The organism is Litoribacter ruber, from assembly GCF_018449405.1.
Lineage (GTDB): Bacteria > Bacteroidota > Bacteroidia > Cytophagales > Cyclobacteriaceae > Litoribacter > Litoribacter ruber.
Genome location: NZ_JAHCMY010000001.1, coordinates 836940 through 863605 on the forward strand (window position 1 = coordinate 836940; position 26666 = coordinate 863605).

Consider the following 26666-nt stretch of genomic DNA (forward strand, 5'->3'; position numbering starts at 1 on the left):
AGATTCAAATCTCGGTTTTTTTATTCTTAAATATTGGTATCTAGATCGAAAGCTTCCAGATAATCTGCTACTCTTCTTACAAATTGTCCCCCCAAAGAGCCATCCACAACTCTGTGGTCATAGGAGTGGGATAGGAACATTTTGTGTCTTACCGCGATCACATCACCAGTTGGGGTTTCTACCACAGCTGGCTTCTTGGTAATCGCTCCTACGGCCAAGATGGCTACTTGAGGCTGCATGATGATAGGCGTACCCATCACATTGCCGAAAGATCCCACGTTGGATACTGTATAGGTGCCACCTGATAGTTCGTCAGGAGAAAGCTTATTGATCCTTGCACGGCCGGCCAGATCGTTAATCTTTTTAGAAAGTCCTGTCAGATTAAGCTGATCGGCATTTCTGATCACCGGCACAATAAGGTTGCCTGATGGAAGGGCTACAGCCACACCAACGTTGATGTTTTTTCTTTTGATGATCTTGTCTCCATCTACGGAAATGTTGATCATAGGGAAATCCTGAATGGCCTTGGCTACCGCCTCAATGAAGAAAGGAGTGAAGGTCAATGGCTCGCCATGCTTTTGCTTGTAGCCGTTTTTTACTTTGTTTCTCCAAAGAACAATGTTGGTAACATCCGCTTCTACAAAGGAAGTAACGTGTGGGGAAATGCGCTTGGAATCCACCATTCTTTCAGCGATCATTTTGCGCATTCTATCCATTTCAATGATTTCATCCCCAGCATTCACACTTACACTAACTTTCGGCGCAGGTGCGGTAGCTTGTTTTGAAGAGGCTGCCTGTTCAGGCTGAGAAGTAGCCTGGGAAGCAGTCCCTCTTTGCTTCACATAAGCGAGCATGTCGTTTTTGGTCACTCTGCCTGATTTGCCAGAGCCCGTGATTGTGGCAAGTTCCGACTTGCTGATACCTTCTTCTTTGGCAATAGAAAGAACAAGAGGGGAATAGAATCTATCGTCGCCTGCACCTGAGTCATCCGGCTGTGCTACGATGGTTGAGGTTTGGCTTGGCGCAGCGGCTAAAAGTTCCTCTTTTTTCTCCTTTGGTGCTGGAGCGGTAGAGGTTACAGGAGCGCCAGTCCCGTTGGATTCGCCTTCTACCTCAATGATGGCAATAGGGGCGCCGACGGCTACTACATCGCCTTCTTTTACTAAAATCTGTTTAAGTGTGCCGGCGTGAGTGGCTGGAACTTCTGTGTCGACCTTATCGGTAGCCACTTCCAGTACGGATTCATCTTGCTCGATAGCATCTCCCTCGCTCTTCAGCCAGGTGAGGATGGTACCCTCAATAATGCTCTCACCCATCTTGGGCATCACCATTTCTACTGTTGCCATATGAAAATTATTTAATTGGGTTTATTTCTGAATTTTAAAATTAAATTTTAATTCCTGCTTTGCAAAATCATTCAGGTAAAAATTCATTCGGTAATTTTATTTATTTCCAATCTTAACAAATTCAAAACCGAAATTCCCGAAAGCTGAATGTTTATCATCCTGTCATCGGTTAATTGAAGTTTCTTCGTCCTGACACCATCCTCTGACGCGCAGGCTATCCAAACGGTTCCAACGGGCTTTTCATCCGATCCGCCACCCGGCCCAGCCACACCACTGCTGGCCAGTCCATAATCAGAACCAAAAGTTTTGCGAACCGCACTGGCCATTTCTATTACCGTTTCTTCACTTACGGCTCCGTGGTCAATTAAGGTATCCTTTTTTACGCCTAAAACCTGTTGTTTAAACTGGTTATGATAAGGTATGATACTGCCGTTAAAATAGGCGCTGGACCCGGCCACGCTAGTGATCAGATGAGAAATATAGCCGCCCGTGCAGCTCTCGGCTAAAGCTACAGTTTTATTTTGACTCCTCAAAAGTTGGCCCACAGCATCTTCCAAACTTGTTTCATCAAAGCCGTAAACATATTTTCCTGCCAAAGGCAAAAGTTTTTCAATTTGCTCTTCGACTTCAACCGTTAATTCTTTGATTTTTTCACCAAAAGCTGTTAGCCGGAGCCTCACCAAGCCAATAGAGGGCAGATAGGCGAGTTTGATGTGTGAAGGGAGAGCGTCTTCCCAATCCCTAATTTTATCCGCCAGCCAGCTTTCCCCGATCCCAACGGTTTTGACCACTTTATGGTAAATCACAGGCAATGAAAAACGCTCTTTCAACTGAGGAAACACAAAGGTTTCCATCAGTTTTTTCATTTCATGTGGTACCCCTGGCATCGACATCCAAAGGGTGTCATTTTCCTCAAACCACATTCCGGGAGCAGTACCCATGGTGTTAGGCACATAGGTGCATTTGGTGGGCAGGTGGGCCTGAAGAATATTTAATTCTGTCAATTCTCGGCCCCTTCTGGCAAAATAGGATTTTACTGCTTCCAATGCTTCAGGGACCAATTGAATGTCACAATCAAAATATTTTGCTAAAAGAGGCTTGGTCAGGTCATCCCTTGTAGGGCCAAGTCCCCCGGTGATCAATACGATGTCTGCCCGTTGCTGTGCGGCTTTGAACGCTTCCAATATGGCAGGTTCATTATCACCCACGGTGGCCCTATGTACCACCCTTACCCCAATATCTGTCAACTGCTGGCTAATCCACAAGCTATTGGTATCCATAATCTGGCCGTAAAGCAACTCATCGCCTATAGCCAGTATTTCAGCTTTTACTTCTCTCATTTTCTTTTATAAAACGCAATGTCAAAAGCATACTCATTCTTGTCATTTTTTTCAAAATGCTCCCGTTTTGTTTCTTGCCATTCCGACCAGTTGATTTCAGGGAAAAAGGTGTCGCCTTCTGGAGTTACTTTAACTTCAGTGATAATCATCTCATCTACGTATGGCAAAGCCATCTTATAAATCTCTCCTCCCCCCGCTATTATGATGGTTTCCAAGTTCAGCTTCTTTCCCAAAGCCAGAGCTTGCTCCAGGTTTTGAACGCAAAAATGCTCGTCTGGAACCGAATAATCTTCATTTCTACTGACTACGATTGAAGTCCTGTTAGGCAAAGGCTTACCCATGGATTCATATGTTTTCCGGCCCATTATGAGGTGCTGGCCGGTCGTGGTCTTTTTAAAATGTTTGAGGTCGTCTGAGAGCTTCCAGACTAAATCATTGTTTTTGCCGATGACATTGTTTTCGGCTTTGGCGACTATAAGTGAGACTTTCAAATTAAAAAGGTGTTTGGTAGTACAAATATTCTTCCTTGGGATTATAGCTTAAATCGCTTCTTCCTACAATTTGTTTCCCCTCAAAAACTCCTCAGTACCCATCCGTTTTTTACCCTGCAATTGCAGTTCTTTAATGGCCAATAGGTTGTCCTGAGAATGGAAGTGGATGTAATTTTTGCCGTCAGAATTTATTTTGCCAGGAGTATTTCCTGACGACTTTTCTATAATCTCGCTAGCAAAAATTTTACAGGTTTTTCCATTTATTTCAGTCCAGGCTGCTGGGTAGGGGCTTAACCCTCTAATGAGGTTGTGGATTTTTTCTGCAGGTTGGTTCCAGTCGATCATGCAGGTCTCCTTGAAGATCTTTGGGGCTTCATGGAGGGCCTTGCTTTCGTCTTGTGGAACAGGCTCAACCGTTCCCTCTTGGATTGCCTCAACGGTTTTTAACACAAGTCTTGAACCCTTTTCCATCAGGCGTTCATAAAGCGTTCCAACATTGTCCTCAGGAAGGATGGTTTCTTTTTCCTGAAAGATAAGGTTCCCTGTGTCGATCTGGTGTTTAAGAAAAAAGGTGGTCACACCGGTTTCCTTTTCACCGTTTATGATCGCCCAATTGATGGGCGCTGCGCCGCGGTAATTGGGAAGCAAAGAAGCGTGAAGGTTGAAAGTGCCCTTTGAAGGCATATTCCAAACTGCTTCAGGCAGCATTCTAAAAGCCACCACAATTTGCAGGTCTGCTTTATATGACCGCAATTCCTCGATAAATTCTGGATCTTTCAGGTTGGTAGGCTGGAGGACGGGTAAATTGTGCTTTAATGCAGCCTCCTTTACAGGAGAGGGTATGAGTTTTTGTCCACGTCCCTTTGGCCTGTCTGGAGCAGTAATGACCGCTACTACATTCCATCCGTTTTCAACCAATATGTCTAAAGAGGGCACGGCAAATTCTGGCGTGCCCATATAAATGATTCGAAGTGTTTTATCCATAATTGTGATCCTGCCAAAAAATTGGCAGGTCTTTTTGCTATCCAATATTACGATTTTTTGGGCATAACGCCCTCCTTGAAATCTTGCGATCTCCAGTCTTTTTTGCCTCTATTTTGATCCTCAATACATAAACCCGAATAACCAAAGCGGTATTTTGTTGCCAATCCCATACTCAATCCCGTCTGCAGCCACGAAGCCTGATTTTGAATTCTTGATTTGCTCTGTGGTCTTCGACTTTCCGCCGATTTCAAAAGTGAACTTTCTGTCCACCATGAAATCCCCTTTATCCATATATTCAACCTCATGAAAGTAATTGACCTGATTGAGGAAAAAGGTTTCCCGAAGATTGCCTTGGTCCGCATTTTCTGGGGCAAAAGCAAACTGGAAATTGGTGTTTTCCAAAAATATTTTATCGGGCTTTTGCAGCTGAGTTATCCCGCGTACGTCCTTGTACAAATTTCGGGTGAGATGGGCTTCCTGCAAGAAGAACAAGTAGCTAATAAAGGTGTTTCGATTGATCCCAATTCTTTGGCTAAGCTTGGTGACATTCGGGATAAAAGGCACTGATTCCGAAATGATCTGCAGCAATTGCTTCAGCTTGGGAATGTAAGCTATATCGACTTTGCGCAACAAGGGCAGTTCGATCTCCAAGGACATGTTGACCACCTCTTCAATCCGCTGATGGTACAAATCAGGCACCTCTTGGAAAAAAGGGTAGTACCCATTGTTTAAATAATCATCAAAATGCTGAAGCGGCTTTATGTCTTTTAGAATACCCCTCGCCAACTCAGAATGATTGTCAAGCAAATCCTTCAATTTAAATATGGGAAGATCTTTTCCCAACTTCAAGTTTAAATACTCCCTAAAAGATAGCCCCTGCATTTGGTAAATGATTGCCCTTCTGCTCAGATCTGCACTTGCATTTAGAATTTCCAGCATAGAGGACCCTGTAAATACAGTTTGGAGTTCAGGGTAATCATCGTAGATATTCTTGATTTCTTGGGACCAATTCGGGTATTTGTGTACTTCGTCCAAAAATAGATGCCTGCCTCCTTTTTTCACAAACTCATCCGCCAAGTCGTATAAGCTATTCTTGGCAAACCATATGTTGTCAAGGCTAACATATAAGGTCGCTCCGTCAAGCGGGAGGTGCATCTTTATGTATTGGAGCATTAAAGTGGTTTTACCGACCCCTCTAGCTCCTTTGATTCCTATTAGCCTAGCCTCCCAATGGATTCTATCCATGGCGCTCCTCAAGAAAGTAGTTTCAGTGGCTTCTATTTTCCTAAAAAATTTTTCGAACAATGGTCCCATGGTCTATTGCTTGTTGCAGTTAGCAAATATAATCAATTATTGCTTATTGTAGTAAGCAGTTTTATTAAATTATGTTTATCGTAATAAGCAATATGTTCTTGGCAAAAAAAAATGGGCTAATATAGCCCATTTTAAATGTTTTGTGATTTTTAGTATATAAGGTACTTTTCCCTTAGTTTTTCATATTCTGCCAAATCCTTGTCCCAAGAAGCTCGAATATCACTCTCTGGCTTTCCTGCAAGAATGTCTTTCCTAAGTTGGTCAGTCCCGGCAAGTTTGTCAAAGAAAGCGTTAAAGAACTTCTCCTTCTTGCCTGATTTTTTATAAGCGTCAAGAAGGTAAGTTAATGTAAACTGGTGGCTCAGATCCTCGTTTCTCAAATCCTTACCATAACAGGTTTTGTCCTGATGGGGAGGGTTTTTGGACATACCAGGGATGCTGGTCGGGGTAAAGCTGAATTCGCCGAAGCTTTCATCAGGGTATCCATAAACCTGAAAAGGGAAGGTTGTACCTCTGCCCAAGCTAATATCAGTCCCTTCAAAATAGCAAAGAGAAGGATATAACCTTATAGAAATATCATTCGGCAAGTTTGGAGATGGCTTCACAGGTAAAGAATAGGGCTGGGAGTGGTCCCAATTTTCAGTTTTAACTATTTTGATGTCAGCTTTTACCTTGTTTTTCAGCCAGCCCTCGCCATTAATCATTTGCGCTAATTCGGCAACTGTCAGTCCATGCACAACAGGAATTGGGTGCATGCCTACAAAGCTGGTAAATCCTTCCTTCAATACTGGACCATCGACATAGTCCCCATTAGGATTTGGCCTGTCCAAAATGATAACGGGAATGTTTTGCTCGGCTGCGGCTTCCATCACGTAATGGAGGGTGCTGATATAGGTGTAGAATCTCACCCCCACATCCTGGAGGTCATAGATCAAGATGTCAATTCCTGATAAGGCTTCTTTGCTGGGTTTTTTATTGTTGCCATAAAGGGAAATTACGGGAAGGCCGGTTTTCTGGTCCACTTCATTTTCCACCTTTTCTCCGGCATCGGCATCACCTCTGAAGCCATGCTCGGGGACATATACTTTCTTAACCTTTTGATTTTCACCCAGAAGAAAATCAACCAAATGAAGGTTGTCTTTTTGAGGTAGAATAGAGGTTTGATTTACCACAAGGCCAATGTTTTTGCCTTCGATCATAGGCAGGTATTCCGAATGCCTGTCGGCGCCGGTGATGGCGGAGGTTTTAGTTTTCTGGGTTTCCTCTTCCTGATAGTTTTCCGCGGGGCTGCAAAATGCCAGGGTATTGGCTAAAAAACCTAGGATTAATATTAATTTCAAATGCTTCATGTTAATTTGCAATGGATTTTAAACAAAATAAAACAACTCCTTGAACCTTTCCTATTTCATTGCCAAAAGAATTAGCTTTAAAAGGACCGGCGGTTTTACGGGTACTATTCACAATATCGCTGTAGCCAGTATATCAATAGGTTTGGCCATTTTGCTGATAGCATTCTTGATTTTGGGTGGTTTTCGGCATGTAATAGCTGAAAAGGTCTTCTCATTTACAGGGCATTATCAGGTGCACCGCTTTTCTGCTGGAAATATCCTAGACGATACTCCCACCTCAAAAAACAGCCAGTTTTACAACAATTATCAGGACATTCCCTACATTTCCCATGTTCAGGAATTTGCCCAAAAACCTGGTCTATTGAAAGGTGATGAGGAGGTAGAAGGCGTTATACTCAAAGGGGTGGGGGAAAGCTATGATGTGGCGACTTTCTCGACATCCCTGAAGGAAGGGCGCTTCATCAATTTTGATGACCAAGCGGCCTCAAACGAAATCCTGATCAGCCGAACTATTTCCAATAAACTCTTACTTGCGGTGGGGGATAAGATTACCATGTATTTTGTACAGGACCCGCCCAGGTTTAGAAGGTTTGAGGTGGTGGGAATTTACGAGACTTTTCTGGAGGACTTTGATGATAGAATCATTATTGGCGACATACAAACTATCCGAAACCTGAATGGCTGGAGTAAGGACAAAGTTGGAGGGTTTGAGGTCTTTATAAACGATCCCAAAAAGATTGATCAATATGCGGATGATTTTTACGACTGGGTGGATTACGACCTCAACGTAGTGAAGGTCACGGATAAATATATTCAGATCTTCGATTGGCTGTTGCTGTTAAACAATAATGTTTACGTCTTTCTGGTTTTGATTCTTTTCGTGGCAGCCTTTAACATGGTTTCCATTCTTTTTATCCTGATTATGGAGAGAACTCAAATGATTGGAATCCTAAAAGCCTTAGGGTCTCGAAATAGACAGATCCGAAGGATTTTTGTGTGGAATGGTATCCGGATAATCGGTAGGGGGATGTTGATCGGTAATTTGGTGGGGTTGGGATTTGGCTTCCTTCAGGACCACTTTCGCCTAATCAAGCTTGACCCTGAAAATTACTACATGGATTATGTGCCGGTGCACTGGGAATGGCCCTATCTAATTGGAATCAATATCCTCATCTTGGTTGTCACTACAGCTGTCTTATTCATTCCGGCAATGATGATTGCAAATGTGAAACCCATTAAGGCGATAAGGTTTGATTAATCGCTGATTTAGGCCGCTCTTCGGTATTTTTTAGGTTTAATAACGCTCTTGACCTTCATATAGATAACGCCCAAAACGGCCTCCTTAAAGATGTTCTTGGACATTTTGGAGGTGCCTTTGGTGCGGTCGGTAAAAATGATGGGGATTTCAATGATCTTGAAACCTAGCTTCCAGGCTGTGAACTTCATTTCAATCTGGAAAGCATACCCTATAAATTTGATCTTATCGAGCTTTATGGTTTCCAGCACCCTTCTGTGGTAACATTTAAAGCCAGCCGTGGTGTCTTTGATAGGGATGCCGGTGATGAATTGCACATATTTGGAGGCGAAAAAGGACATCAATACACGCCCCATGGGCCAGTTGACCACATTGACTCCGGTGATGTATCGTGAGCCGATGGCCATGTCATAGCCATCCTTTGAGCAAGCCTCAAATAACCTCACCAAGTCCTCGGGATTGTGGGAAAAGTCGGCGTCCATCTCAAAAATATATGTATAACCTTTATCAAGGGCATATTTGAAACCTTCGATGTAGGCTGTTCCCAAGCCCAGTTTTTCGCCCCGATTGAGTAAGAAAAGTCTATTCTGATATTTTTCCTGCAATTTTTCCACCTCCCGGGCAGTTCCATCGGGACTCCCATCATCGATAATAAGCACATGAAAATCTCCGGGCAAACTCATCACCTTTTCAATAAGGTCATGGATGTTTTCCATTTCATTATAAGTAGGAATAATTACGAGCTTGCTGTCAGTCATTTTTCACAATTAAAGACCAAAATTATAACTAAATGATAATTTACCCGTTTTTTACGGAAAAAAATACCAAATTTAACCCCCTAAAACTTATGATGACATGTCGGTGAAAATAGGTGTAGTGACTTGCCAATCTTTGGGAAACTATAACAATAATGCGGAAAGCGAGGACGCTATTGTTTCTGAACTTCTTGCTGCCGAAGGATTTGACTTCAAATTTGAGGTCTGGTCTGACCCCGCTGTAAACTGGAATCAATACACCCACCTAGTCGTCAAATCACCTTGGGATTATTTTGACCGATACCTTGAATTTAAAAACTGGTGTGAAAACATGATCGTATCAGGAATTCCTGTTTTCAATGATTTAAAAACAGTTTTGTGGAATTCCGACAAGAAATACCTGCAGGAAATTCAGGGAAAGGGCCATAGGATCATCCCGACTCGTTTTTTAAAGCAAAATCAACCGGTTCACATCGAGCCGATGTTTGATGAGTTTGCCACTGATAACCTTATTTTTAAGCCCTCCATAAGTGGTGGGGCCAAAAATACCCTAAGACTCATCAAGGGCAGCACTCACTCTTTAAGTGATAGTCTAAACGAATTGGTGAAAAATGAAGACTTTTTGCTTCAGCCTTTCATTCCCGAGATAATCGCGGAAGGGGAGTATAGCCTTATTTTTTTCAATGGAAAGTTTTCTCATGCAGTCCTGAAAAGCCCGAAAGAGGGAGATTTTAGAGTACAACATTTCTTTGGAGGTAAAATCAGCAGTATTCAGCCCTCAGATTCGCTTATGGATAGCGCTACAAAAATAGTTGAGGATTTTGCCAAGGACTGCCTATACGCCAGGGTTGACGGTGTTCTGATTGAAGGCGTATTTTATTTGATGGAACTTGAACTTATTGAACCCTATCTGTTTCTTTTCACCCATCCAGAGGCAAAAAAGAATTACATGGCAGCATTGAAGGAAAAATTGGCTATTGGCAGTATTTAGTCAAGTTTTCCTGTGCATACTTGCTCCCGTTTTTGGCTGCCAGTGATAGGTCGGCGCACGCTTTGGAGGGGTTTTGCTTTGCAAGGCAAACTCCCCGCCGGGCCATCGCTTCATAGTGCTTTGGGTTTAATTTAAGCACTTTGTCAAAATCTTCCAATGCCCATTCTTTCATTCCAATAGTCATGTAAGCAAACCCGCGATTATAGAGCCCTTGAATATTTTCGGGCTCCAAGGTCACATACATATTAAAAGCTCCGGCGGTGCCAGCTGGGTCACCAAGTTTTCCCCTAGCAATGCCCTGATAATAATAAACCATCGGTTCTTTGGGCCGGAGGTCTCGGGCTAGCTCCAGAAATTCCTCTGCAGATTTATAATTCTCATTCACAATCATTGCCCTTCCTAATAAAAAAAGGATGTCAAAATCCTCGACATCATGATAAGAAGCAATTAATAGGTGCTTTTCCGCGGTTTTATAATCCTTCAATTTAAAAGCTAAACTACCTAAGCCTGCATGGGCCTGTGCATAGGTAGGTTTTAATTTGATAATGGTTTTGTAATCTTTTGCACTGTTTTCAAAGTCGCCGATTTCCTCATAAGCTCTGGCTCTTAAATGTAAGGCTTTGAGGTCGGTGATATTGAAGAAAAGGCTTTTGTTAAGGCTAGAGATGGCTTTTTCATAATTGCCACTTTGATAATAGGCCTCCCCGCTTTCAAAGGATGAGCCGCATGAACAAAGTGCTAAAGCAAAAATGCAGAATAGGACGGAAAGGTGTTTCATGGCTGTGGTTTTAATCGAAACTAATGAATAAGTTTTTCAATTAAAAGCCTTAACTAAAAAATATTTCTGGGACCCGGCTCATTGGGCCCCAGAAGCTTTATAATACCCCTTTTGTGCTTGGTAGCTGGTCTTTGCTTTTTGGGTCGTAGGCTACAGCCATTTTTATCGCACGGGCTAGGCCCTTGAAGATTGCTTCAATTTTATGGTGCTCATTTTGCCCTTCCGCTTTGATGTTCAAATTGCATTTGGCTGTATCGCTAAAAGACTTGAAGAAATGGAAAAACATTTCCGTTGGCATGTCACCGATTTTTTCCCTTTTAAATTCAGCCTCCCAGACCATCCAAGGTCTTCCTCCGAAATCAATGGCCACTTGAGCTAATACATCATCCATAGGAAGTAGAAATCCATAGCGGTAGATTCCTTTTTTGTTCCCTAATGCTTTGAGATAAGCCTCACCGAGGGCCAAGGCAGTGTCCTCGATAGTATGGTGCTCATCGATATGCAAGTCGCCCTTCACCTTGATCGTGAGGTCAGTGCCTCCATGTTTCCCGAGCTGCTCGAGCATATGGTCAAAAAATGGCAAACCGGTGTCGATATCGCACTTTCCCGTTCCGTCAAGGTTGACTTCTATTTTAATTTCAGTTTCAGAAGTTTTCCTTTCCACTGAAGCTTTTCTGGAAGGATTTTTAAGGAAATTATAAATTTCCTCCCAGGATTTTGTGGATAGGGCGGCAGAGTCGACAGGGTCGCCGATAAAAATCGATTTGGCGCCTAGATTTTCAGCAAGCTTGACATCAGATAGTCTGTCACCGATCACGAAGCTGTTTTCCAGATCGTAGTCACCATTCAGAAAATGTTGCAAAAGGCCAATTCCAGGTTTTCTGGTTGGTAAGTTTTCATGTTCAAACGATCTGTCGATGTGGATTTCCCTGAAGAAAATACCCTCTTGCTCTAATATCCGAAGCATCTTGTTTTGTGCTGGCCAAAAGGTTTCTTCAGGAAAAGAGGACGTTCCCAAACCGTCTTGATTGGTAATCATTACCAGCTCAAATTCGGTGTCGTCCACAATTTTTTTCAAATTGGAAATTACTCCCGGATAAAATTCCAGCAGTTCCAAGCTATCTATTTGAAAGGTAACCGGTGGCTCAATGATAATAGTGCCGTCACGGTCTATAAATAATACTTTTTTCATTTTGTAGTTGGTTTGGTGTACGAGGCAAATGCAGTAAGGAAGGCCTCGTTTTCTTCAGGAGTGCCCACAGAGATTCGTAGGCAGTCTTCGCATAAGGTGACTTTGCTTCTGTCCCGAATGATGATTTTTTCCTCAATCAAATAATGGTAAATTTCCTTGGCTTGTGGGATTTTTACTAGAACGAAATTGGCATCTGAGTGGTAGACTTGGATCACTTCATCCATTTCCTCAAGTTTTCTAACCAGTTCATTTTTTCCTTCCATGATTTTCCCCACCATGCCATACACGGCGTTTGGAAGTGATAGTGCTTCAAGGACTTTTTCCTGAGTCAGACCGCTAATGTTATAGGGCGGTTTGATTAGGTTTAGGATGCTGATGATCTGCGTTGAGGCGAACCCCATTCCGATCCGCAATGCAGCCAGTCCCCAAGCCTTGGAGAAAGTCTGAATGACCACTAGGTTAGGATACTTTTCAAGTTCGGCAACCATGCTGACTTCCGGCGCAAAATCTATATAGGCTTCGTCAACTACTACTATCCCGTTGAAATTTTCCAACACCTGATAGATGTCTTTCTTTTTCATCAAGTTTCCAGTCGGATTATTAGGGCTGCAGATGAAGATCACTTTGGTGAAATCATTTACAGCTTCTAAAATCTTCCGGGGCTGCAGCTGGAAATCTTCGCTTAATGGAACCCGCTTAATCTCCACATCATTTATTGACGCACTTACCTCATACATACCGTAAGTGGGGGGGAGGATGATCATGTTGTCTTTTCCAGGGTTGCAAAATGCGCGCAACAACAAGTCAATGGCTTCATCGCTGCCATTTCCCAAAAATACCTGATCTGGCTTTACCTTTTTGATTTCAGCCAGCTTCTCTTTTATTTCAATTTGATAGGGATCAGGGTATCGGTTAAAGTTTCCCGGAGCTGTGGAGCCATATGGGTTTTCGTTGGCGTCTAGGAATATGCCTTCTTTGCCGGCATACTCGTCCCTTGCTGAGCTATAGGGCTTAAGGCCTGCAATGTGAGGTCTTAAAAGGCTTTTTAAATCAAAACTCATGACTCCTTTTCCTTTAAATATTTCAGGCGTAAACTGACGGCATTTTTGTGGGCTTCCAACAGTTCAGCCCCTGCCATTACTTCTATAGTCGGCCCTAAATTTTGGATGCCATTTGCATTCAACTTCTGATAGGTGATTTTTTTTACAAAACTGTCAAGCGATACGCCGCTAAAGCTTTTGGCGAAACCGTAGGTGGGTAGAGTATGGTTGGTGCCAGAAGCATAATCCCCAGCGGATTCTGGAGTGAAATTACCGATGAAAACAGAACCTGCATTCTTAATCTTCAGGGCAACCTGGTCACTGTTTTCAACTACCAAAATCAAATGCTCAGGAGCATATTCATTGATCAAGGCTAGGGCTTTATCCTCGTTACTCATCACAATAGCTACAGAATTATCAAGTGCTTTTTCTGCAATGGCTTTGCGGGGGAGTTTTTCAAGTTGCTTGTCTACTTCTATGATAGCAGCTTTGGCTACCTTTTCGGTGTTGGCTACCAAAATTACCTGTGAGTCCACACCGTGCTCTGCTTGGGATAATAGGTCGGCCGCCACAAAGGATGGGATAGAAGTTTCATCAGCATACACCAACACTTCCGAAGGTCCAGCTGGCATGTCGATGGCAACGCCCTTTTTGGTGGCCAGTTGCTTTGCAGCGGTCACGTATTGGTTTCCAGGACCGAAAATTTTATCCACCTTGGGGACAGACTCGGTGCCATAAGTCATGGCAGCTATTGCTTGTGCGCCGCCTGCCTTTACGATTTTATCAATACCGATTAGATCCGCTGTATACAATATGGCCGGGTGAATTTTTCCTTCCTTGTTGGGGGGTGTACATAGCACAATTTCCTCACATCCCGCAATATTTGCTGGTACTCCCAGCATTAAAACTGTAGAGAACAAGGGGGCAGTACCTCCTGGGACGTAAAGTCCTACACGCTGAATGGGCACACTTCTTCTCATGCAGGTCACCCCTTCCATGGTCTCCATTTTGAGATCCGGAATTTGTTGTGCCTCGTGAAATTTCTCAATGTTTTCCAGGGCAACCTGAATGGCCTGCTTCAGTTCGGCAGAAACCTTTTCTTTAGCCTGCTCAATTTCCTTGCGACTTACCAAAAGGTCAGTAATCTCTACATGATCATATTCAAATGCAAACTTCTGTAGGGCTTTATCTCCTTGTCGTTTGACTTTGCGCATGATTGGCTTGACCAGCTTTTGGATTTCCTTGGACTTAAAGACAGGCCTTGCGATTTCTTTTTTCCAGTCCTTTTGGGATGGGTTGTTGAGTATTTTCATCTTATGCGTTAAATCACCATTTTTTCAATCGGTACTACCAATATGCCTTGGGCCCCGGCACCCTTCAATTCTTCAATAACTTCCCAAAACTGATCTTCTGGAATTACGGAATGAACCGAGGACCAGCCTTCTTCAGCCAAAGGAAGAATGGTGGGACTTTTCATTCCAGGGATCAAAGCTGTAATTTTTTCAAGCGATTCATTGGGTGCATTCAAAAGCACGTAACGGTTGCTTTTTCCGGTTTGCACGGCATTGATGCGGAAAAGCAACTTCTCAATGATGGCCTGTTTTTCGGCGGTCAGGTCTTTATTACTGATAAGTACTGCCTCTGAGTTGAAGATTTTTTCAACCTCCTTCAACCCGTTCATCATAAGCGTAGAACCCGAACTCACAATATCACAAATTCCCTCAGCCAAACCAATACTAGGGGCGATTTCTACAGAGCCGGATATTTCGTGTATTTCTGCCTGGATGTTATTTTCTGAAAGGTAGTTGCCCAGAATCCTGGGGTAAGAAGTGGCGATGTTCTTTCCGTTAAAGTACTCCAGCCCTGCGTAAGCCTGACTTTTTGGGATGGCGAGGGAAAGGCGGCATTTGGAAAAGCCAAGTTTATGAAGGGTTTTGACCTCTTTGTTTTTCTCCACCAGTTCATTTTCTCCAACAATTCCAATATCTGCTACACCATCGGCCACGTAGCCCGGGATGTCGTCATCGCGTAAAAACAGGAATTCTATGGGGAAATTGGTGGATGGGGATTTTAGCTTTCCGCCACCATTGTAAAACTTAATGCCGCACTCTTTTAGCAGGGCGAGGGAATCTTCACTTAATCTACCGCTTTTTTGGACGGCTATACGAATAATGGTCTCCATAAGGATTTTATCTGATCAATTGTAAAATTGGATTAGGGGGTCTTTTGTTGGAAAGACAAGGGACAAAAGCTAAGCTTAAGCCCACGAAGGGGGCGATATGTAAATAATATTCCTCTTAAGAGGAATGATGGAAGTGATGAACAGGGGCAGTAGCCACTGGAAAAGTGAAAGTGGAAATATGTGTGTCTTTCTTGTTCATCTGTGCCAAAATTAAGGAAGTGATTTGGTTTTTCAAAACGCATAGCGGTTTAGTACATATAAATCTCATAAAATGCCGATTGTTTGTAATTGAAGGCACTTTTTAATTTGAGGATGCTTCTGCTTAATTGATGTATTTAACTTGAAAAATACTATTCCTTAAAATAGGTATCCCCGTATGCGGAGCTAAATTTCCTGATATTGGAATCTTATCTGGAAATTTTATCACTATAAACCCTCAATAAACACCCTCTTGAGAAAAAACCAATTAAATTAAAAATTTACCGTCTATACCTAAATATAGGTTAATAAATAACTATTCAAAGAATAAATATATTTTAACCAATTTTTTACCGTCTGAAATTGTACAAAATATTTAATTTGGTATTAGTTATTTTGCCAGAACTCAAGATGTTAAATTTTGATAAATGCAATAAATAATTTTACTTTATACCATAACTAAACTATAAACAACCTTATGAGAAAAGTTTTACTCTTTGTCCTTGCGTTTCTCGTCATGACCGTCAACGGTCATGTCTTTGCGCAACAGCAGCGGGTAGTTACCGGTACGGTAATATCCGAAGAGGACGGGGAGGGGTTGCCTGGGGCAACTATCCTCGTTAAAGGGACATCGATCGGGACCACCACAGATTTGGATGGTAATTTCTCGATCAATGTTCCGGCTGGCTCCAATGTCCTGATTATCTCATTCGTGGGTTTGACCACCCAAGAGATTCCAATCGGAGACAGGAACAACATTAACATTACCCTTGCTCAGGATGCCGCGCAGCTATCGGAAGTAGTGGTAACGGCCATCGGTATCGAAAGGGATAAAAAAGCCCTCGGCTATGCGGTGACCACTGTGGGGGATGAACTGATCGCCAACAGACCAGAGGCTGACGTTTCTAGGGTATTGCAAGGTAAAGTGGCGGGTGTAAACATCACAGCCACCAACGGAACCTCAGGTGCTGGTACCAACATCATCATCCGGGGTTACTCCTCTGCGACCGGATCCAACCAGCCTCTTTTTGTAGTGGATGGTGTGCCGTTCAACTCTGGAACCAACGCTCAAAATGCCTTCAACCAAGGTGGTGCGACTACATCTTCCAGGTTTTTGGATATAGATCCAAATAACATTGAGAGTGTAAACGTACTGAAAGGTCTTTCTGCAACCGTATTGTACGGTGACCAAGGCCGTAACGGGGTGGTGTTGATTACCACTAAGTCTGGTGCTGCCAAGAGGAGACCTTCTGAAATCACGCTTAACCAAAGCTACTTCTCGAACACGGCGGCTTCCTTGCCTACGTATGGAATGGAGTACGGTAACGGTTTCCAGCAGCAGCCAGGGTTCTTCTTCTCCAACTTTGGACCTAGATTGGATCAAGGCATTACAGTAGCTCACCCAATAGCTGCCTCCTCAGTGGCCAATATCAGAAATGCGTTCCCTCAATTTTTTGATGCGGACGGTAACCCCGTAAGGTATGATTTTAGAGCTTATCCGGATCCAAGTGAAGTTTTCTTTAGAAGAGGTAATGTCCACAACACATCCTTGCAAATGTCCGGTTCTTCTGACCGTACAGGCTTTAATGCAAGTTTTGGTTACACCAATGAAGAAGGTTTCATACCTAACAACACGTTGGAGAAATTCAATTTTGGCTTGGGTGTTTCATCTGCGGTGACTGATAGGATGACGATCAATTCCTCTTTTACTTACGCCATAACAGATGTAAAATCGCCACCTGTGAATGCGGCGTTTGGATCTGGCCCTGATGGTGGTATACCATCCATTTTTGCCCACGTACTTTATACACCGCGTTCAGTGGATTTGGGGGGCTTACCATTTGAGAACCCCTTGGATAGGAGCTCTGTGTACTTCCGCTCTGGTAACGATATCGTAAACCCGCTTTGGGCTGCAGAGTATTATAGAAATACCTCCAGGGTAAACAGGTTCTTCAATTCAACTTCTTTGAACTACGATTTTACAGATGACTTCGCGGTGACCTACCGTATCGGTTTGGATACCTATACTGAAGGTCAAGAAGTGATGCTGAATAGGGGAGGGCCTTCTGACAACGCTAATGTTCAAAATGGTCTTTTCAGAAGTATAGATATCCGTAATACCATTTGGAACCAGGATTTGGTATTTAACTACAATACCAGATTTGGTGATGCTTTTGGTTTCAGTGCCTTGCTAGGTGGTAACTACCGTTACGACGTATACGAGCAGAACGGCATTGCATCTGTAGGCCAGTTGACTTTTGACCTATTCCGTCACACCAACTTCGAAAGTTCCGCTGCTCGAGATCCATTTAGCAACCTTCCTTTGAACTTTACAGAAGAGCAAAGAAGAATGGGAATTTATAGTCAGTTAACCTTAGATTATAATGATTACTTATTCTTAACTGTGCTAGGTAGAAATGACTGGACATCCACTGTGGAGGCACCAAATAGAAGAATCCTTTATCCAGGTGCTTCCCTTTCTTTCCTTCCGACTGATGCCTTTGATATCTCCTCCTCGACTTTGAACAGCTTGAAGTTCAGAATTGGTTATGGGACTTCGGCAGGTTTCCCTGATCCTTATAGAACCAGAACCATCATCGGTCAAAACACCAGAGGTTTTGAGCAGGGGGGGACTTTATTCCCAACACAAGGTTTGGGCACCATATTGGGTAACCCAGAATTGAAGCCTGAGCTTCATGAGGAAGTTGAATTCGGTATCGAGTCGGCTCTATTTGATAACAGATTGAGATTTGACCTTTCCTTGTATCAGAAGAACACGAGAGACTTAATCACTTTTGCTCCAATTGACCCCTCTACTGGATACCTCAATACGGCTTTGAATATCGGTAGAATGCGAAATAGAGGTATCGAATTCCAGGCTACTGCAGTACCATTGCAAACCGCAACTGGTTTCAACTGGGAGTCCATCGTAAACTTTGGTCTGTACAGACCAGTGGTGACTGAGCTTGGTGGAGGTTTGGATGAAATTGTGGTTGCTGGTTTTGCTGACCTTGGAAACTTTGCCATCGAAGGAAGACCATTTAACATCATCAAGGGAACCGGGTTTATCCGTGACCCTGACACAGGTCAGCCGGTAGTACTTCCGACAGGGGATTATGGCACTGCATCAGAACTGGTAGAGTTAGGCGATCCTAACCCAGCTTGGACTGGCTCCTGGATTAATACTTTCCGTTATAAGGGGTTCACTTTGAATGTAATGATGGAATACCGTCATAAAGGGGTAATCATGAGTAATACCGTTACCGCTACCTTGGCGCGTGGGGTGACCAAAGACCCAGTGGTGGATAGAGAAATGACTTTTATCCTTCCAGGAGTGAAACAAGATGGGGTTAACGAAGCGGGAGATCCTAACTATGTCCAAAATGATATCCAGGTGACAGCTTCCAATTATTTCTTCAACAACTACCACACTGGTCCAGACGAAGCCAACGTGTTTGACGGAAGTACGGTACGTTTGAGAGAGCTGTCATTGGGTTATGATTTGCCTGAAACACTCCTTGGTCGTACACCATTCAAGCGCGCATCTTTTGCCATCAGCGGTACCAACCTTTGGTTTAGAGCACTGAATTTTCCACCAAACATGAATTTTGACACGGATGTGTTGGGACTCGGCGTGGGTAACGGTTTAGGGTTTGACTTTGTGACAGGTCCTAGCTCAAGAAGAATCGGTGGTACGCTAACCCTTACTTTCTAACCAGTAAATGAGCATGAATATGAAATCGAAAATACTAAGTTTAGTGATGGCTTTTTCGCTTGTGCTGGTAAGTTCATGCGATCTCGACCTACTCGATGATCCTAACGTACCAACCAGGGAAAATGCCTCCCCGGAATTCCTGCTAAATCAGGTTCAAGTTGATTTTGCAGATTTCTTCAACACTACAGGAAATATAGGCATGAGGCTGACAAGGATGATCAACCAGCCGTCTAATACCTACCAACAGGCCTGGATTCCACAATCCTTCAACCCCATATGGAGTACGGGATATGTGAATGTGTTGAATAACATAGCCCTAATCGAAACGCTAGTGGCCGAAGGTGATGTGCCTAACGAGCGGACTTTGGCTATTGCACAGACGATTAAAGCCTATACATTGATGACTTTGGTTGACCATTTTGGGGAAGTGCCTTGGTCAGAAGCTCTGAGCGATACCAACTTCAGCCCTGTGGCCGACGATGGTGCGTCCGTTTATCAGGCAGCGTTCGATGCCTTGCAGGAAGCTAGAGCTAACTTCACTACAGACCCAGCGCCACCGGTTCAGCCGACAGATTTGTATTACGGTAGAAATTATGCAAGATGGTTGAGGTTGGTAAATACCTTGGAATTGAAGTATCACCTTAACAGAAGGCTGATTGATGCAGCTGGTAGTACAGCAGCCATCAACGCATTGATTGCTGGTGGAGAATTGCTGCAGGAAGGGGATGATTTTTACTTCCAGTATGGCACAAGCTTGAATGACCCTGATAGCAGGCATCCCAGATTTGCTACTGATTATACATCAGGTGGTAACGATTATCAATCCACTTGGTACATGTGGCACTTGACTGAGGAAGGCTTTAAGGGTTTCAATGACCCTCGAATAAGATACTATTTGTATCGTCAGGTAACGGCAAACCCTACTGACCCCGATAAATTAAGATGTATCAGCGAATTGCCACCAGCACACTATTTGGTTGGAGGCTTTCCTTTCTGCCTTCCTGGCAACAGAGGCTATTGGGGTAGAGACCACTTGAATCCTGAGGGTATTCCACCGGATAACTTGGAAAGAACTGTTTGGGGACTCTACCCAGCGGGTGGTAGATTTGACAACAACTCTGCCTCTCCAGTGAACAACCCACTATTGGGTAACCAGGGTGCTGGAATCCAGCCTATCATGCTGTCGGCATTCGTAGACTTCATGTTGGCCGAAGCTGCTCAAACCTTGGGTACTACAGGTGATCCAAGAGAATACTTGACCTCAGCCATTACCAAACATATGAATTTTGTGAGGTCATGGGCTTTGACTACCAATGAGGCTGAGGTGGTGGAGACTTTCCAAACTCCAGAGGCTTTCGCCACGGCAGTTACCAACTATGTGAATTTTGTAGGTGGACAGTTTGACGCCGCTTCCGGTGAAGGAAGAATGAGAGTTATCGGGCGAGAGTACTGGTTGTCCCTATATGGAAACGGCGTGGAGGCCTATAACCTTTACAGAAGAACTGGTCAGCCAGATAACATGCAGCCGGGCTTGCTGCCAAACTTTGGTACATTCCCTCGCTCATTCCTGTATCCGAACAATTATCTGACTACCAATGCCAATGCCTCACAGCGTGCATTTACAGATAAGGTGTTTTGGGATAATAACCCTGATGGCTTCATTGACTAAACTTAAATAGAACAACGATGAAAAAAATATTATATACAAAAGGGTTATTGCTGGCTTTGATAGGAGTGATGGCCTCTTGCGTGGATTTCGTTGACCCCAACATCCCTTATAAGGATTTTGATACGGGGGCGTATCTGCGGACCATTGAAAGAAGCAGCATTACATTCTCCTATGACGACATCAATGATGTATTTGATGCGGCCAACTCCAGTTTCTCTCTGATCCTGGAGGCTGTAGATGCGCAAAATGGAGGGACAGTGGAATCTGTGGAAATCCGTGCTAGGCACAGAAGGCTGATACCGGGTGTAGGATTGGAATATAGACCAGTTTTGGAACAGGAGGATCCTATTGTTAGAACCCTTTCCCAAGCTGACTTTGCTCCTGCTGATGGAACAAGGTTCTTGAGGACTAATTTCACCATTCCTGCAGATGAGGTGTTAAGTGCCTTGGGTATGACTGCGGCGGATGTAAATAGAGGAGATGTGTTTGAGATGAGATTGGTGCTAGTGGACAACCAAGGGCGTCGCTTTTCCAACAACAACAGAAGCTCCGATGTGGCAGGGGGGTTCTTCTATGATTCCCCTTTCCAGTATAACGTAAACGTGGTTTGTCCATCTGATTTGGGCGGTACTTTTGCCTTCACTACTACCAATGCGGTACCAGCTGCGGCGGGATGCGCCCCATCAGTTTCCGGTGAGGTGACCATCACTCCAGTGGCGGGCATTCCTGGTCAATATTCGGTATCGGATGTTTCTTTTGGGGTATTTGCCTGCGCCTATGGCGATACACCTCCAGGTGGATCGGTAAGGCTATCGGATTCTTGTGGATCGTTGAGCTTCACAGGGACGGATAAGTACGGAGATGCATATGATATCGTCTTTGTTAGCAACGACGGCACAAACTTAACCTTTAACTGGACCAACACCTGGGGTGATGGGGGAACTACTACACTCACAGGACCGGAAGGATTCTGGCCAGCTAACTTGAGAACAGACTGAAACTAGTAAACTTTTCTTCTATCAAAAGGCAACTCCACTTGGGGTTGCTTTTTTTTCATGTACCAGGGTACTAAGTACTATGTACTAAGTAAAAAAAAACGCCTTTCTCTGATTAGAAAAAGGCGTTAAAACTATAGGACTGTGCTGGCTATTGTCTTCGGTCTCCCGTCTCCGGTCTTAACCCTATAAACTTTCCGCGCAGCGGAAAAATAAACCATAAACCATAAACCATAAACCAACCTAGCCTCCAGATTTTTTGGCCTTATATCCAGCGTCCTGCAAGACCTGAAGGATTTTGTCCCGATGGTCTCCTTGGATCAAGATCTCACCGTCTTTTACGCTCCCGCCTACACCGCATTTGTTTTTAAGCATTTTGCCCAAATCCTTGAGGTCATCTTCAGAACCCACAAATCCAGCCACCAAACTCACCTGCTTGCCGCCTCGAGATTTCTTGTCCAGCATTACCTTGAGGTTCTGCTGTTGGGGAGGTAAGGTTTCTTCTTCCTCATCACCACCATGGTCAAACTCAAAGTCCTCATTGGTGCTGTACACCATGCCTCCTCTGTCTTTCCAATCGTTCTTTTTTTTCTTACCCATAATCCATGTACTAGGTATCTAAGTACTATTTTCTATGTTTTATTTCCTTTTCCTCATCGTCCATACAGGTCTTCTGGCGTGGTTGACTACGTCTTCGGCGATGCTGCCGGAGATCAGATGCATAAAGCCTGTCCGGCCATGTGTGGCCATGGCGATCATATTAGCGTCGATATCGTCTGCATACTCAATGATGCCTTCTTCTTCAGAAGAGCTGTTGTATATTTCCACTTGAACATTGGAAATCCCCAGCTTTTCCACGAATTTTTTGATCCTGCTTTTCGAATCCCTGCTGTTTTCAAACAGACTAGGGGTGTTTACCTTAACCATACAGATCTCTGCTCCTAGAATAGTCTGGAGATCCTTAAGCTCTGTGATGATATCGGAATCCTCCTCATCGTTGAAATCACTTGCGAAAACAATTTTCTTAATTTCTTCTGCCTTGACAGGGTTCTTTACTGTGATAACTGGGCATTTTGAATGCCTCACCACTTTTTCCGTATTGCTGCCAATCAAGAGTTCCTCAATACCGCTCGAGCCTTTGGATCCCATGATGATCAAATCTGCCTTAACCTCGGTGACCTCATTGCTGATCCCGGCATAGGGGTTTCCAAACATCAAGCGGGTTGAAAATTCAAATGGGGAATTTTTATGCAGGGCCTCAATTTCTGCTATCTGCTTTTTGCGTTTTTCTACCAGCTCAATCATGAAAACGTTATTGAGCTCATTGTCACCCATATTTACTTCCCCCATCGTGTTGAAACTCTGGGTGGTGGGAAGTTCCACTATGTGAAGTAATTTGAGCTTACAGTTGGCTTTGGTGGCAAGCTCTTTGGCTAATTCAAAAGCGTTGATTGCCTCTTGCGAAAAATCGTAGGGTACTAGAATCGTTTTCATTAGGTTGTGTTTAGTGTTACAGCCTTAATTTACAATAATTCTACCAAATTTACCCCAACTCCAAATGCCAAAACCCAAAGTAAGGTAGAAATCGCCATTTTTTTCAAGTAAGGATCCACTTTCTCAGCGCTAGTTTCCCTACTCACCCCGCTGCCCACCTTTAGCATAAATGGCAAAATCACCAATGCGGCTAACCCGCCCCAGGCATTTTCAAGAAAAACGTACAGTATCAAACTCACATTTCCCCCAATTATCAGCATCCAATTATACCGCACTGCTGCCTCACGGCCAATTCTTACAGGAATGGATTTTTTCCCAGCCTGCTTATCGCTTTTGATATCCCGGATGTTGTTGATATTCAATACGGCCGTGCTAAATAGCCCGAGTGAAATAGCCGGAAAAAGTATTGGCAGGTGGATATTAAGCGAATGGAGATAATAGGTGCCCAATACGCCTGTCAATCCGAAAAATAGGAAAACCGAAATGTCGCCTAGTCCGATATAGCCATAGGGATTGGAGCCAGAAGTATAAGTGACAGCCGCAAAAATGGCCAGTAGGCCAAGACCTACAAAGGCTGCTATCAGTAGCCAGCTCGCCAAGGCAACGTAAAGGAGCAAAAGCCCACTTAAAAAAGAAAGCCCAGCAAATAAATACATGGCAACCTTCATTTCAGCCAAGGGGATGATTCCCGATTGGACGGCTCTAATTGGACCTTCCCGGTCGGTACTGTCAGCTCCGTGGACGGAGTCCCCGTAGTCATTGGCCAGATTGGATAAAATTTGAAGTAGGGTAGTGGTAAGGGCCGCCAACACAAATACTTCCCACCTGTAGATACCATAAAAATAAGCCAGAAAACTGGCCATTAAGATGCTGGATAGCGCTAAAGGTAGGGTTCTAAGCCTGAGTGCGTATAGCCAAGCCTCTCTCTTATTGGTTAATTTTACTTCCACTGTAGATTAAGACTTAAACCTGCTAAGTCCATTGTTACAAACTAGACCATACAGGTTTTTGATGATATAGATAAACCTGCCAGATCTATGATTTTACAAGACCCGGCAGGTTTTATTGTTGTTCTTATTTCGCAATTATGCGTCCAAATGCTTGGTGATTTCCTTGTCCATTGGGCTTACGGAGCTTGGATAGAATTCGATCAATTCGCCATTCTCGTCGACAAGGTACTTGCAGAAATTCCAGGATGGCTCTTTATCATTCCAACCATTCATGTCCTTGTCGGAAAGCCATCTATAAAGCGGATGTTTGTCAACACCTTTTACTGACACCTTTTCGAACATTGGGAAAGTAACACCGTAGTTTTCAGTACAAAACGCCTTGATATCCTCTTCCGTGCCTGGTTCCTGACCTCCGAAGTTATTTGCTGGGAATCCTAAAACAAGTAGTTCATCCCCATGCTTCTCATGAAGCTCCTGTAATTCGGCATATTGAGGGGTATAACCACACTTGGATGCAACATTCACAAGCAGTACTTTTTTGCCTTTAAAATCGGCAAAATTTACCTCGTTGCCATCAATGTCGTTCAATTTGAAATCATGAAATTCTTTTGCCATAATCATATCATCTAAACTGACCACCGATGCTTCCACCGTTTCCGCAGTGTCCTCTGCGGTGGAGGTATTCCCCTGACAGCCAAAGGCCAAAAGAGCGAATAGGATAAGTAATTTGTTCATATATTAATCAAGATCCATTCTCGTAAGTATACCATACTATGAGCAGTCTGCTTAGTACATAGTACTTAGTACAGCTTTTTACATCCGATCCGGTACCCTCACACCCAACAACTTCATTCCGGCTTTAAGTGTTTTGGCCACTTGGTTGGAAAGTGCTACTCTGAAAGACTGAACCAGTGCATCTGCCTCATTAAAGATAGGCAATTCGGCATAAAAACGGTTATATTCCTTAGCCAAATCAAACATGTACTGGGCAATGATAGATGGTGCTAGATCTTCTCCAGCCTGTCTGATTTTCTTCTCAAAATCGTTGAGTAAAATAATCAAATCCTGCTCAGAAGTCTCAATTTTTTCCAATTGGGTGAAGTCTGCAGTTTTGAAATCCACCCCGATTTGGTCAGCTTTTCTCAAAATGGCGGAAATCCTTGCATGGCTGTACTGGATGAATGGCCCTGTGTTTCCCTGGAACTCTATCGATTCCTGAGGGTTGAACAGCATGCGCTTTTTGGGATCTACCTTTAACAAGAAGTATTTCAAAGCACCCATTCCAAGGATTTCATACAGCTCTTTGGCCTGTTCATCGGAGAATCCGTCGATTTTGCCAAGCTCCTTGGTATGGCTTTCAGCCGTGTCAATCATTTCCTGCATCAAATCATCCGCATCCACCACAGTGCCCTCTCTCGATTTCATTTTGCCAGTAGGAAGATCCACCATGCCGTAAGATAGGTGATACAAGCCATCACCGTAAGGTCTGCCCAGCTTTCTCATGATTTTGAACAAGACATCAAAATGATAATCTTGCTCATTGCCCACCACATATACCGATTTGTCAAGCGTGAAATCCTTGTATTTCAAATCGGCCGTACCCATATCTTGGGTAATGTATACTGATGTGCCATCTCCTCGAAGAACAAGTTTTTCATCAAGTCCTTCATCGGTCAGGTCTACCCAAACGCTTCCGTTTTCTTTTTTATAGAAAACACCCTTCTTCAAACCTTCTTCTACAATGTCTTTACCCAATAGGTAGGTGTCGGATTCGTAGTAAAACTTGTCGAATAGCACACCCATACGCTTGTAGGTTTCATTGAAGCCCTGGTAAACCCACTGGTTCATCTGCTTCCATAGGTCCACGGTTTCTTTATCTCCCGCTTCCCACTTGCGAAGCATTTCCTGAGCCTCCATCATCCAAGGCGCCATGCTTTTGGCCATATCCTCTGATTGGCCGCTTTCTTTGAGTTCAGCTACCTGTCTTTTATATTCTTGGTCAAAGGCCACATAGTATTTACCCGCCAAGTGGTCCCCTTTGATTCCAGCCGAATCAGGGGTCTCCCCATTGGCAAGATGCTTATAGGCCACCATTGACTTGCAAATGTGGATCCCTCGGTCATTTACCAAGTTGGCCTTAATCACCTCATAGCCATTGGCAGCAAGGATTTTCGAAATGGAAAAGCCTAGAAAGTTATTTCTCAAATGCCCCAAATGAAGGGGTTTGTTGGTATTAGGGCTGCTGTATTCCACCATCACCTTCTGACCATTGGAGGGAAGCTGCCCGATTTTTTCCTTGGTGTAAAGTTTTTGGAACACATCCACCCACAGATTTTCCTCTACCACCAAGTTCAAGAAACCCTTTACCACATTGAAATTTTTCACAGCAGTGCTGTTTTCTTTCAAGTATTGGCCAATCATGGTGCCCGCCTGTTCAGGATTTGTTTTGGTCACTTTCAAGAAAGGGAACATCACAAAAGTGTATGTGCCTTCAAATTCCTTTCGGGTAGGCTGCAGTGATAGGGTGGAAGGTTCTACTTGGTGGTCAAACAATGCCTTGAAGGCAAGGGAAATGTCTTGTAAAATCTGTTCTTGAATTGTCATGGTGATTAATTCCGCTTTCGGTGC

Annotated in this window: 22 protein-coding genes; 5 read left to right on the top strand and 17 right to left on the bottom strand. The window is 43.7% G+C overall.

The annotated features are described in order from the left end of the window. Window positions 1–26: 26 nt before the first annotated feature. The 6 genes from KI659_RS03535 to KI659_RS03560 all read right to left on the bottom strand — a co-directional run bounded on the left by KI659_RS03535 (window position 27) and on the right by KI659_RS03560 (window position 6824). The gene (locus tag KI659_RS03535) at window positions 27–1346 is read right to left on the bottom strand and encodes a dihydrolipoamide acetyltransferase family protein (RefSeq protein ID WP_213943946.1); all 1320 of its coding nucleotides are present in this window, start codon (window positions 1344–1346) and stop codon (window positions 27–29) included. An 83-nt stretch (window positions 1347–1429) separates the two neighbouring features. Then, window positions 1430–2686 (bottom strand): competence/damage-inducible protein A, encoded by a 1257-nt coding sequence (locus KI659_RS03540; RefSeq protein WP_213943947.1) that lies wholly within the window; start codon window positions 2684–2686, stop codon window positions 1430–1432. After that, window positions 2683–3177 carry a dihydrofolate reductase gene (locus tag KI659_RS03545; protein WP_213943948.1) on the bottom strand — a complete coding sequence of 165 codons (495 nt, stop codon included), beginning with the start codon at window positions 3175–3177 and terminating at the stop codon, window positions 2683–2685. Before KI659_RS03545 ends, KI659_RS03540 begins: the two co-directional genes overlap by 4 nt. Before the next feature lie 63 nt (window positions 3178–3240). Then, entirely contained in the window at window positions 3241–4161 is a 921-nt protein-coding gene (gene fmt / locus KI659_RS03550) for a methionyl-tRNA formyltransferase (RefSeq protein ID WP_213943949.1), read from the bottom strand. Window positions 4162–4281: 120 nt separating this feature from the next. Beyond that, a complete protein-coding gene (locus KI659_RS03555; protein WP_213943950.1) occupies window positions 4282–5475 on the bottom strand; it encodes an ATP-binding protein in 1194 nt (397 codons plus the stop codon). Window positions 5476–5624: 149 nt separating this feature from the next. Beyond that, window positions 5625–6824 carry an exo-beta-N-acetylmuramidase NamZ family protein gene (locus tag KI659_RS03560; protein ID WP_213943951.1) on the bottom strand — a complete coding sequence of 400 codons (1200 nt, stop codon included), beginning with the start codon at window positions 6822–6824 and terminating at the stop codon, window positions 5625–5627. Window positions 6825–6864: 40 nt separating this feature from the next. Between KI659_RS03560 and KI659_RS03565 the strand changes: the two genes are divergently transcribed. Continuing rightward, window positions 6865–8082, top strand: coding sequence for an ABC transporter permease (locus KI659_RS03565; RefSeq protein ID WP_213943952.1), 1218 nt, complete (start codon window positions 6865–6867; stop codon window positions 8080–8082). A gap of 8 nt (window positions 8083–8090) precedes the next feature. Here KI659_RS03565 and KI659_RS03570 read toward each other — a convergent pair whose 3' ends face one another. Then, entirely contained in the window at window positions 8091–8837 is a 747-nt protein-coding gene (locus tag KI659_RS03570; RefSeq protein WP_213943953.1) for a polyprenol monophosphomannose synthase, read from the bottom strand. A 97-nt stretch (window positions 8838–8934) separates the two neighbouring features. Between KI659_RS03570 and KI659_RS03575 the strand changes: the two genes are divergently transcribed. After that, entirely contained in the window at window positions 8935–9825 is an 891-nt protein-coding gene (locus KI659_RS03575; RefSeq protein WP_246535274.1) for an ATP-grasp domain-containing protein, read from the top strand. Here KI659_RS03575 and KI659_RS03580 read toward each other — a convergent pair. The 5 genes from KI659_RS03580 to hisG form a co-directional block, all read right to left on the bottom strand. Beyond that, window positions 9809–10603: a tetratricopeptide repeat protein gene (locus tag KI659_RS03580; RefSeq protein ID WP_213943954.1), complete on the bottom strand. Its 795-nt coding sequence runs from the start codon at window positions 10601–10603 to the stop codon at window positions 9809–9811. The genes KI659_RS03575 and KI659_RS03580 overlap by 17 nt on opposite strands. Before the next feature lie 97 nt (window positions 10604–10700). Further along, window positions 10701–11795, bottom strand: coding sequence for a bifunctional histidinol-phosphatase/imidazoleglycerol-phosphate dehydratase HisB (gene hisB / locus KI659_RS03585; RefSeq protein ID WP_213943955.1), 1095 nt, complete (start codon window positions 11793–11795; stop codon window positions 10701–10703). Further along, window positions 11792–12856 (bottom strand): histidinol-phosphate transaminase, encoded by a 1065-nt coding sequence (hisC, locus tag KI659_RS03590; RefSeq protein ID WP_213943956.1) that lies wholly within the window; start codon window positions 12854–12856, stop codon window positions 11792–11794. Before hisC ends, hisB begins: the two co-directional genes overlap by 4 nt. Further along, window positions 12853–14148 carry a histidinol dehydrogenase gene (hisD, locus tag KI659_RS03595; protein WP_213943957.1) on the bottom strand — a complete coding sequence of 432 codons (1296 nt, stop codon included), beginning with the start codon at window positions 14146–14148 and terminating at the stop codon, window positions 12853–12855. Before hisD ends, hisC begins: the two co-directional genes overlap by 4 nt. 8 nt (window positions 14149–14156) lie before the next feature. Then, window positions 14157–15017, bottom strand: a complete 861-nt coding sequence (hisG, locus tag KI659_RS03600; protein WP_213943958.1) for an ATP phosphoribosyltransferase — start codon at window positions 15015–15017, stop codon at window positions 14157–14159. A gap of 676 nt (window positions 15018–15693) precedes the next feature. Here hisG and KI659_RS03605 point away from each other — a divergent pair. From KI659_RS03605 to KI659_RS03615, 3 genes are read left to right on the top strand one after another with little or no spacing between them, the layout of a single operon-like run. Then, entirely contained in the window at window positions 15694–18930 is a 3237-nt protein-coding gene (locus tag KI659_RS03605; protein WP_213943959.1) for a SusC/RagA family TonB-linked outer membrane protein, read from the top strand. A gap of 19 nt (window positions 18931–18949) precedes the next feature. Then, window positions 18950–20599 (top strand): SusD/RagB family nutrient-binding outer membrane lipoprotein, encoded by a 1650-nt coding sequence (locus KI659_RS03610; RefSeq protein WP_213943960.1) that lies wholly within the window; start codon window positions 18950–18952, stop codon window positions 20597–20599. A 17-nt stretch (window positions 20600–20616) separates the two neighbouring features. Then, on the top strand, window positions 20617–21597 hold the full coding sequence (locus KI659_RS03615; protein WP_213943961.1) for a hypothetical protein: 981 nt from the start codon (window positions 20617–20619) through the stop codon (window positions 21595–21597). 240 nt (window positions 21598–21837) lie between these two features. Here KI659_RS03615 and KI659_RS03620 read toward each other — a convergent pair whose 3' ends face one another. The 5 genes from KI659_RS03620 to argS form a co-directional block, all read right to left on the bottom strand. Then, entirely contained in the window at window positions 21838–22194 is a 357-nt protein-coding gene (locus KI659_RS03620) for a translation initiation factor (RefSeq protein ID WP_213943962.1), read from the bottom strand. 39 nt (window positions 22195–22233) lie between these two features. Next, window positions 22234–23088: a universal stress protein gene (locus KI659_RS03625; protein ID WP_213943963.1), complete on the bottom strand. Its 855-nt coding sequence runs from the start codon at window positions 23086–23088 to the stop codon at window positions 22234–22236. Between the two features lie 29 nt (window positions 23089–23117). Beyond that, the gene (locus KI659_RS03630) at window positions 23118–24038 is read right to left on the bottom strand and encodes a 1,4-dihydroxy-2-naphthoate polyprenyltransferase (protein ID WP_213943964.1); all 921 of its coding nucleotides are present in this window, start codon (window positions 24036–24038) and stop codon (window positions 23118–23120) included. 135 nt (window positions 24039–24173) lie between these two features. Then, the gene (locus KI659_RS03635) at window positions 24174–24773 is read right to left on the bottom strand and encodes a glutathione peroxidase (RefSeq protein ID WP_213943965.1); all 600 of its coding nucleotides are present in this window, start codon (window positions 24771–24773) and stop codon (window positions 24174–24176) included. Between the two features lie 78 nt (window positions 24774–24851). Then, on the bottom strand, window positions 24852–26642 hold the full coding sequence (gene argS / locus KI659_RS03640) for an arginine--tRNA ligase (RefSeq protein WP_213943966.1): 1791 nt from the start codon (window positions 26640–26642) through the stop codon (window positions 24852–24854). Window positions 26643–26666: the final 24 nt, after the last annotated feature.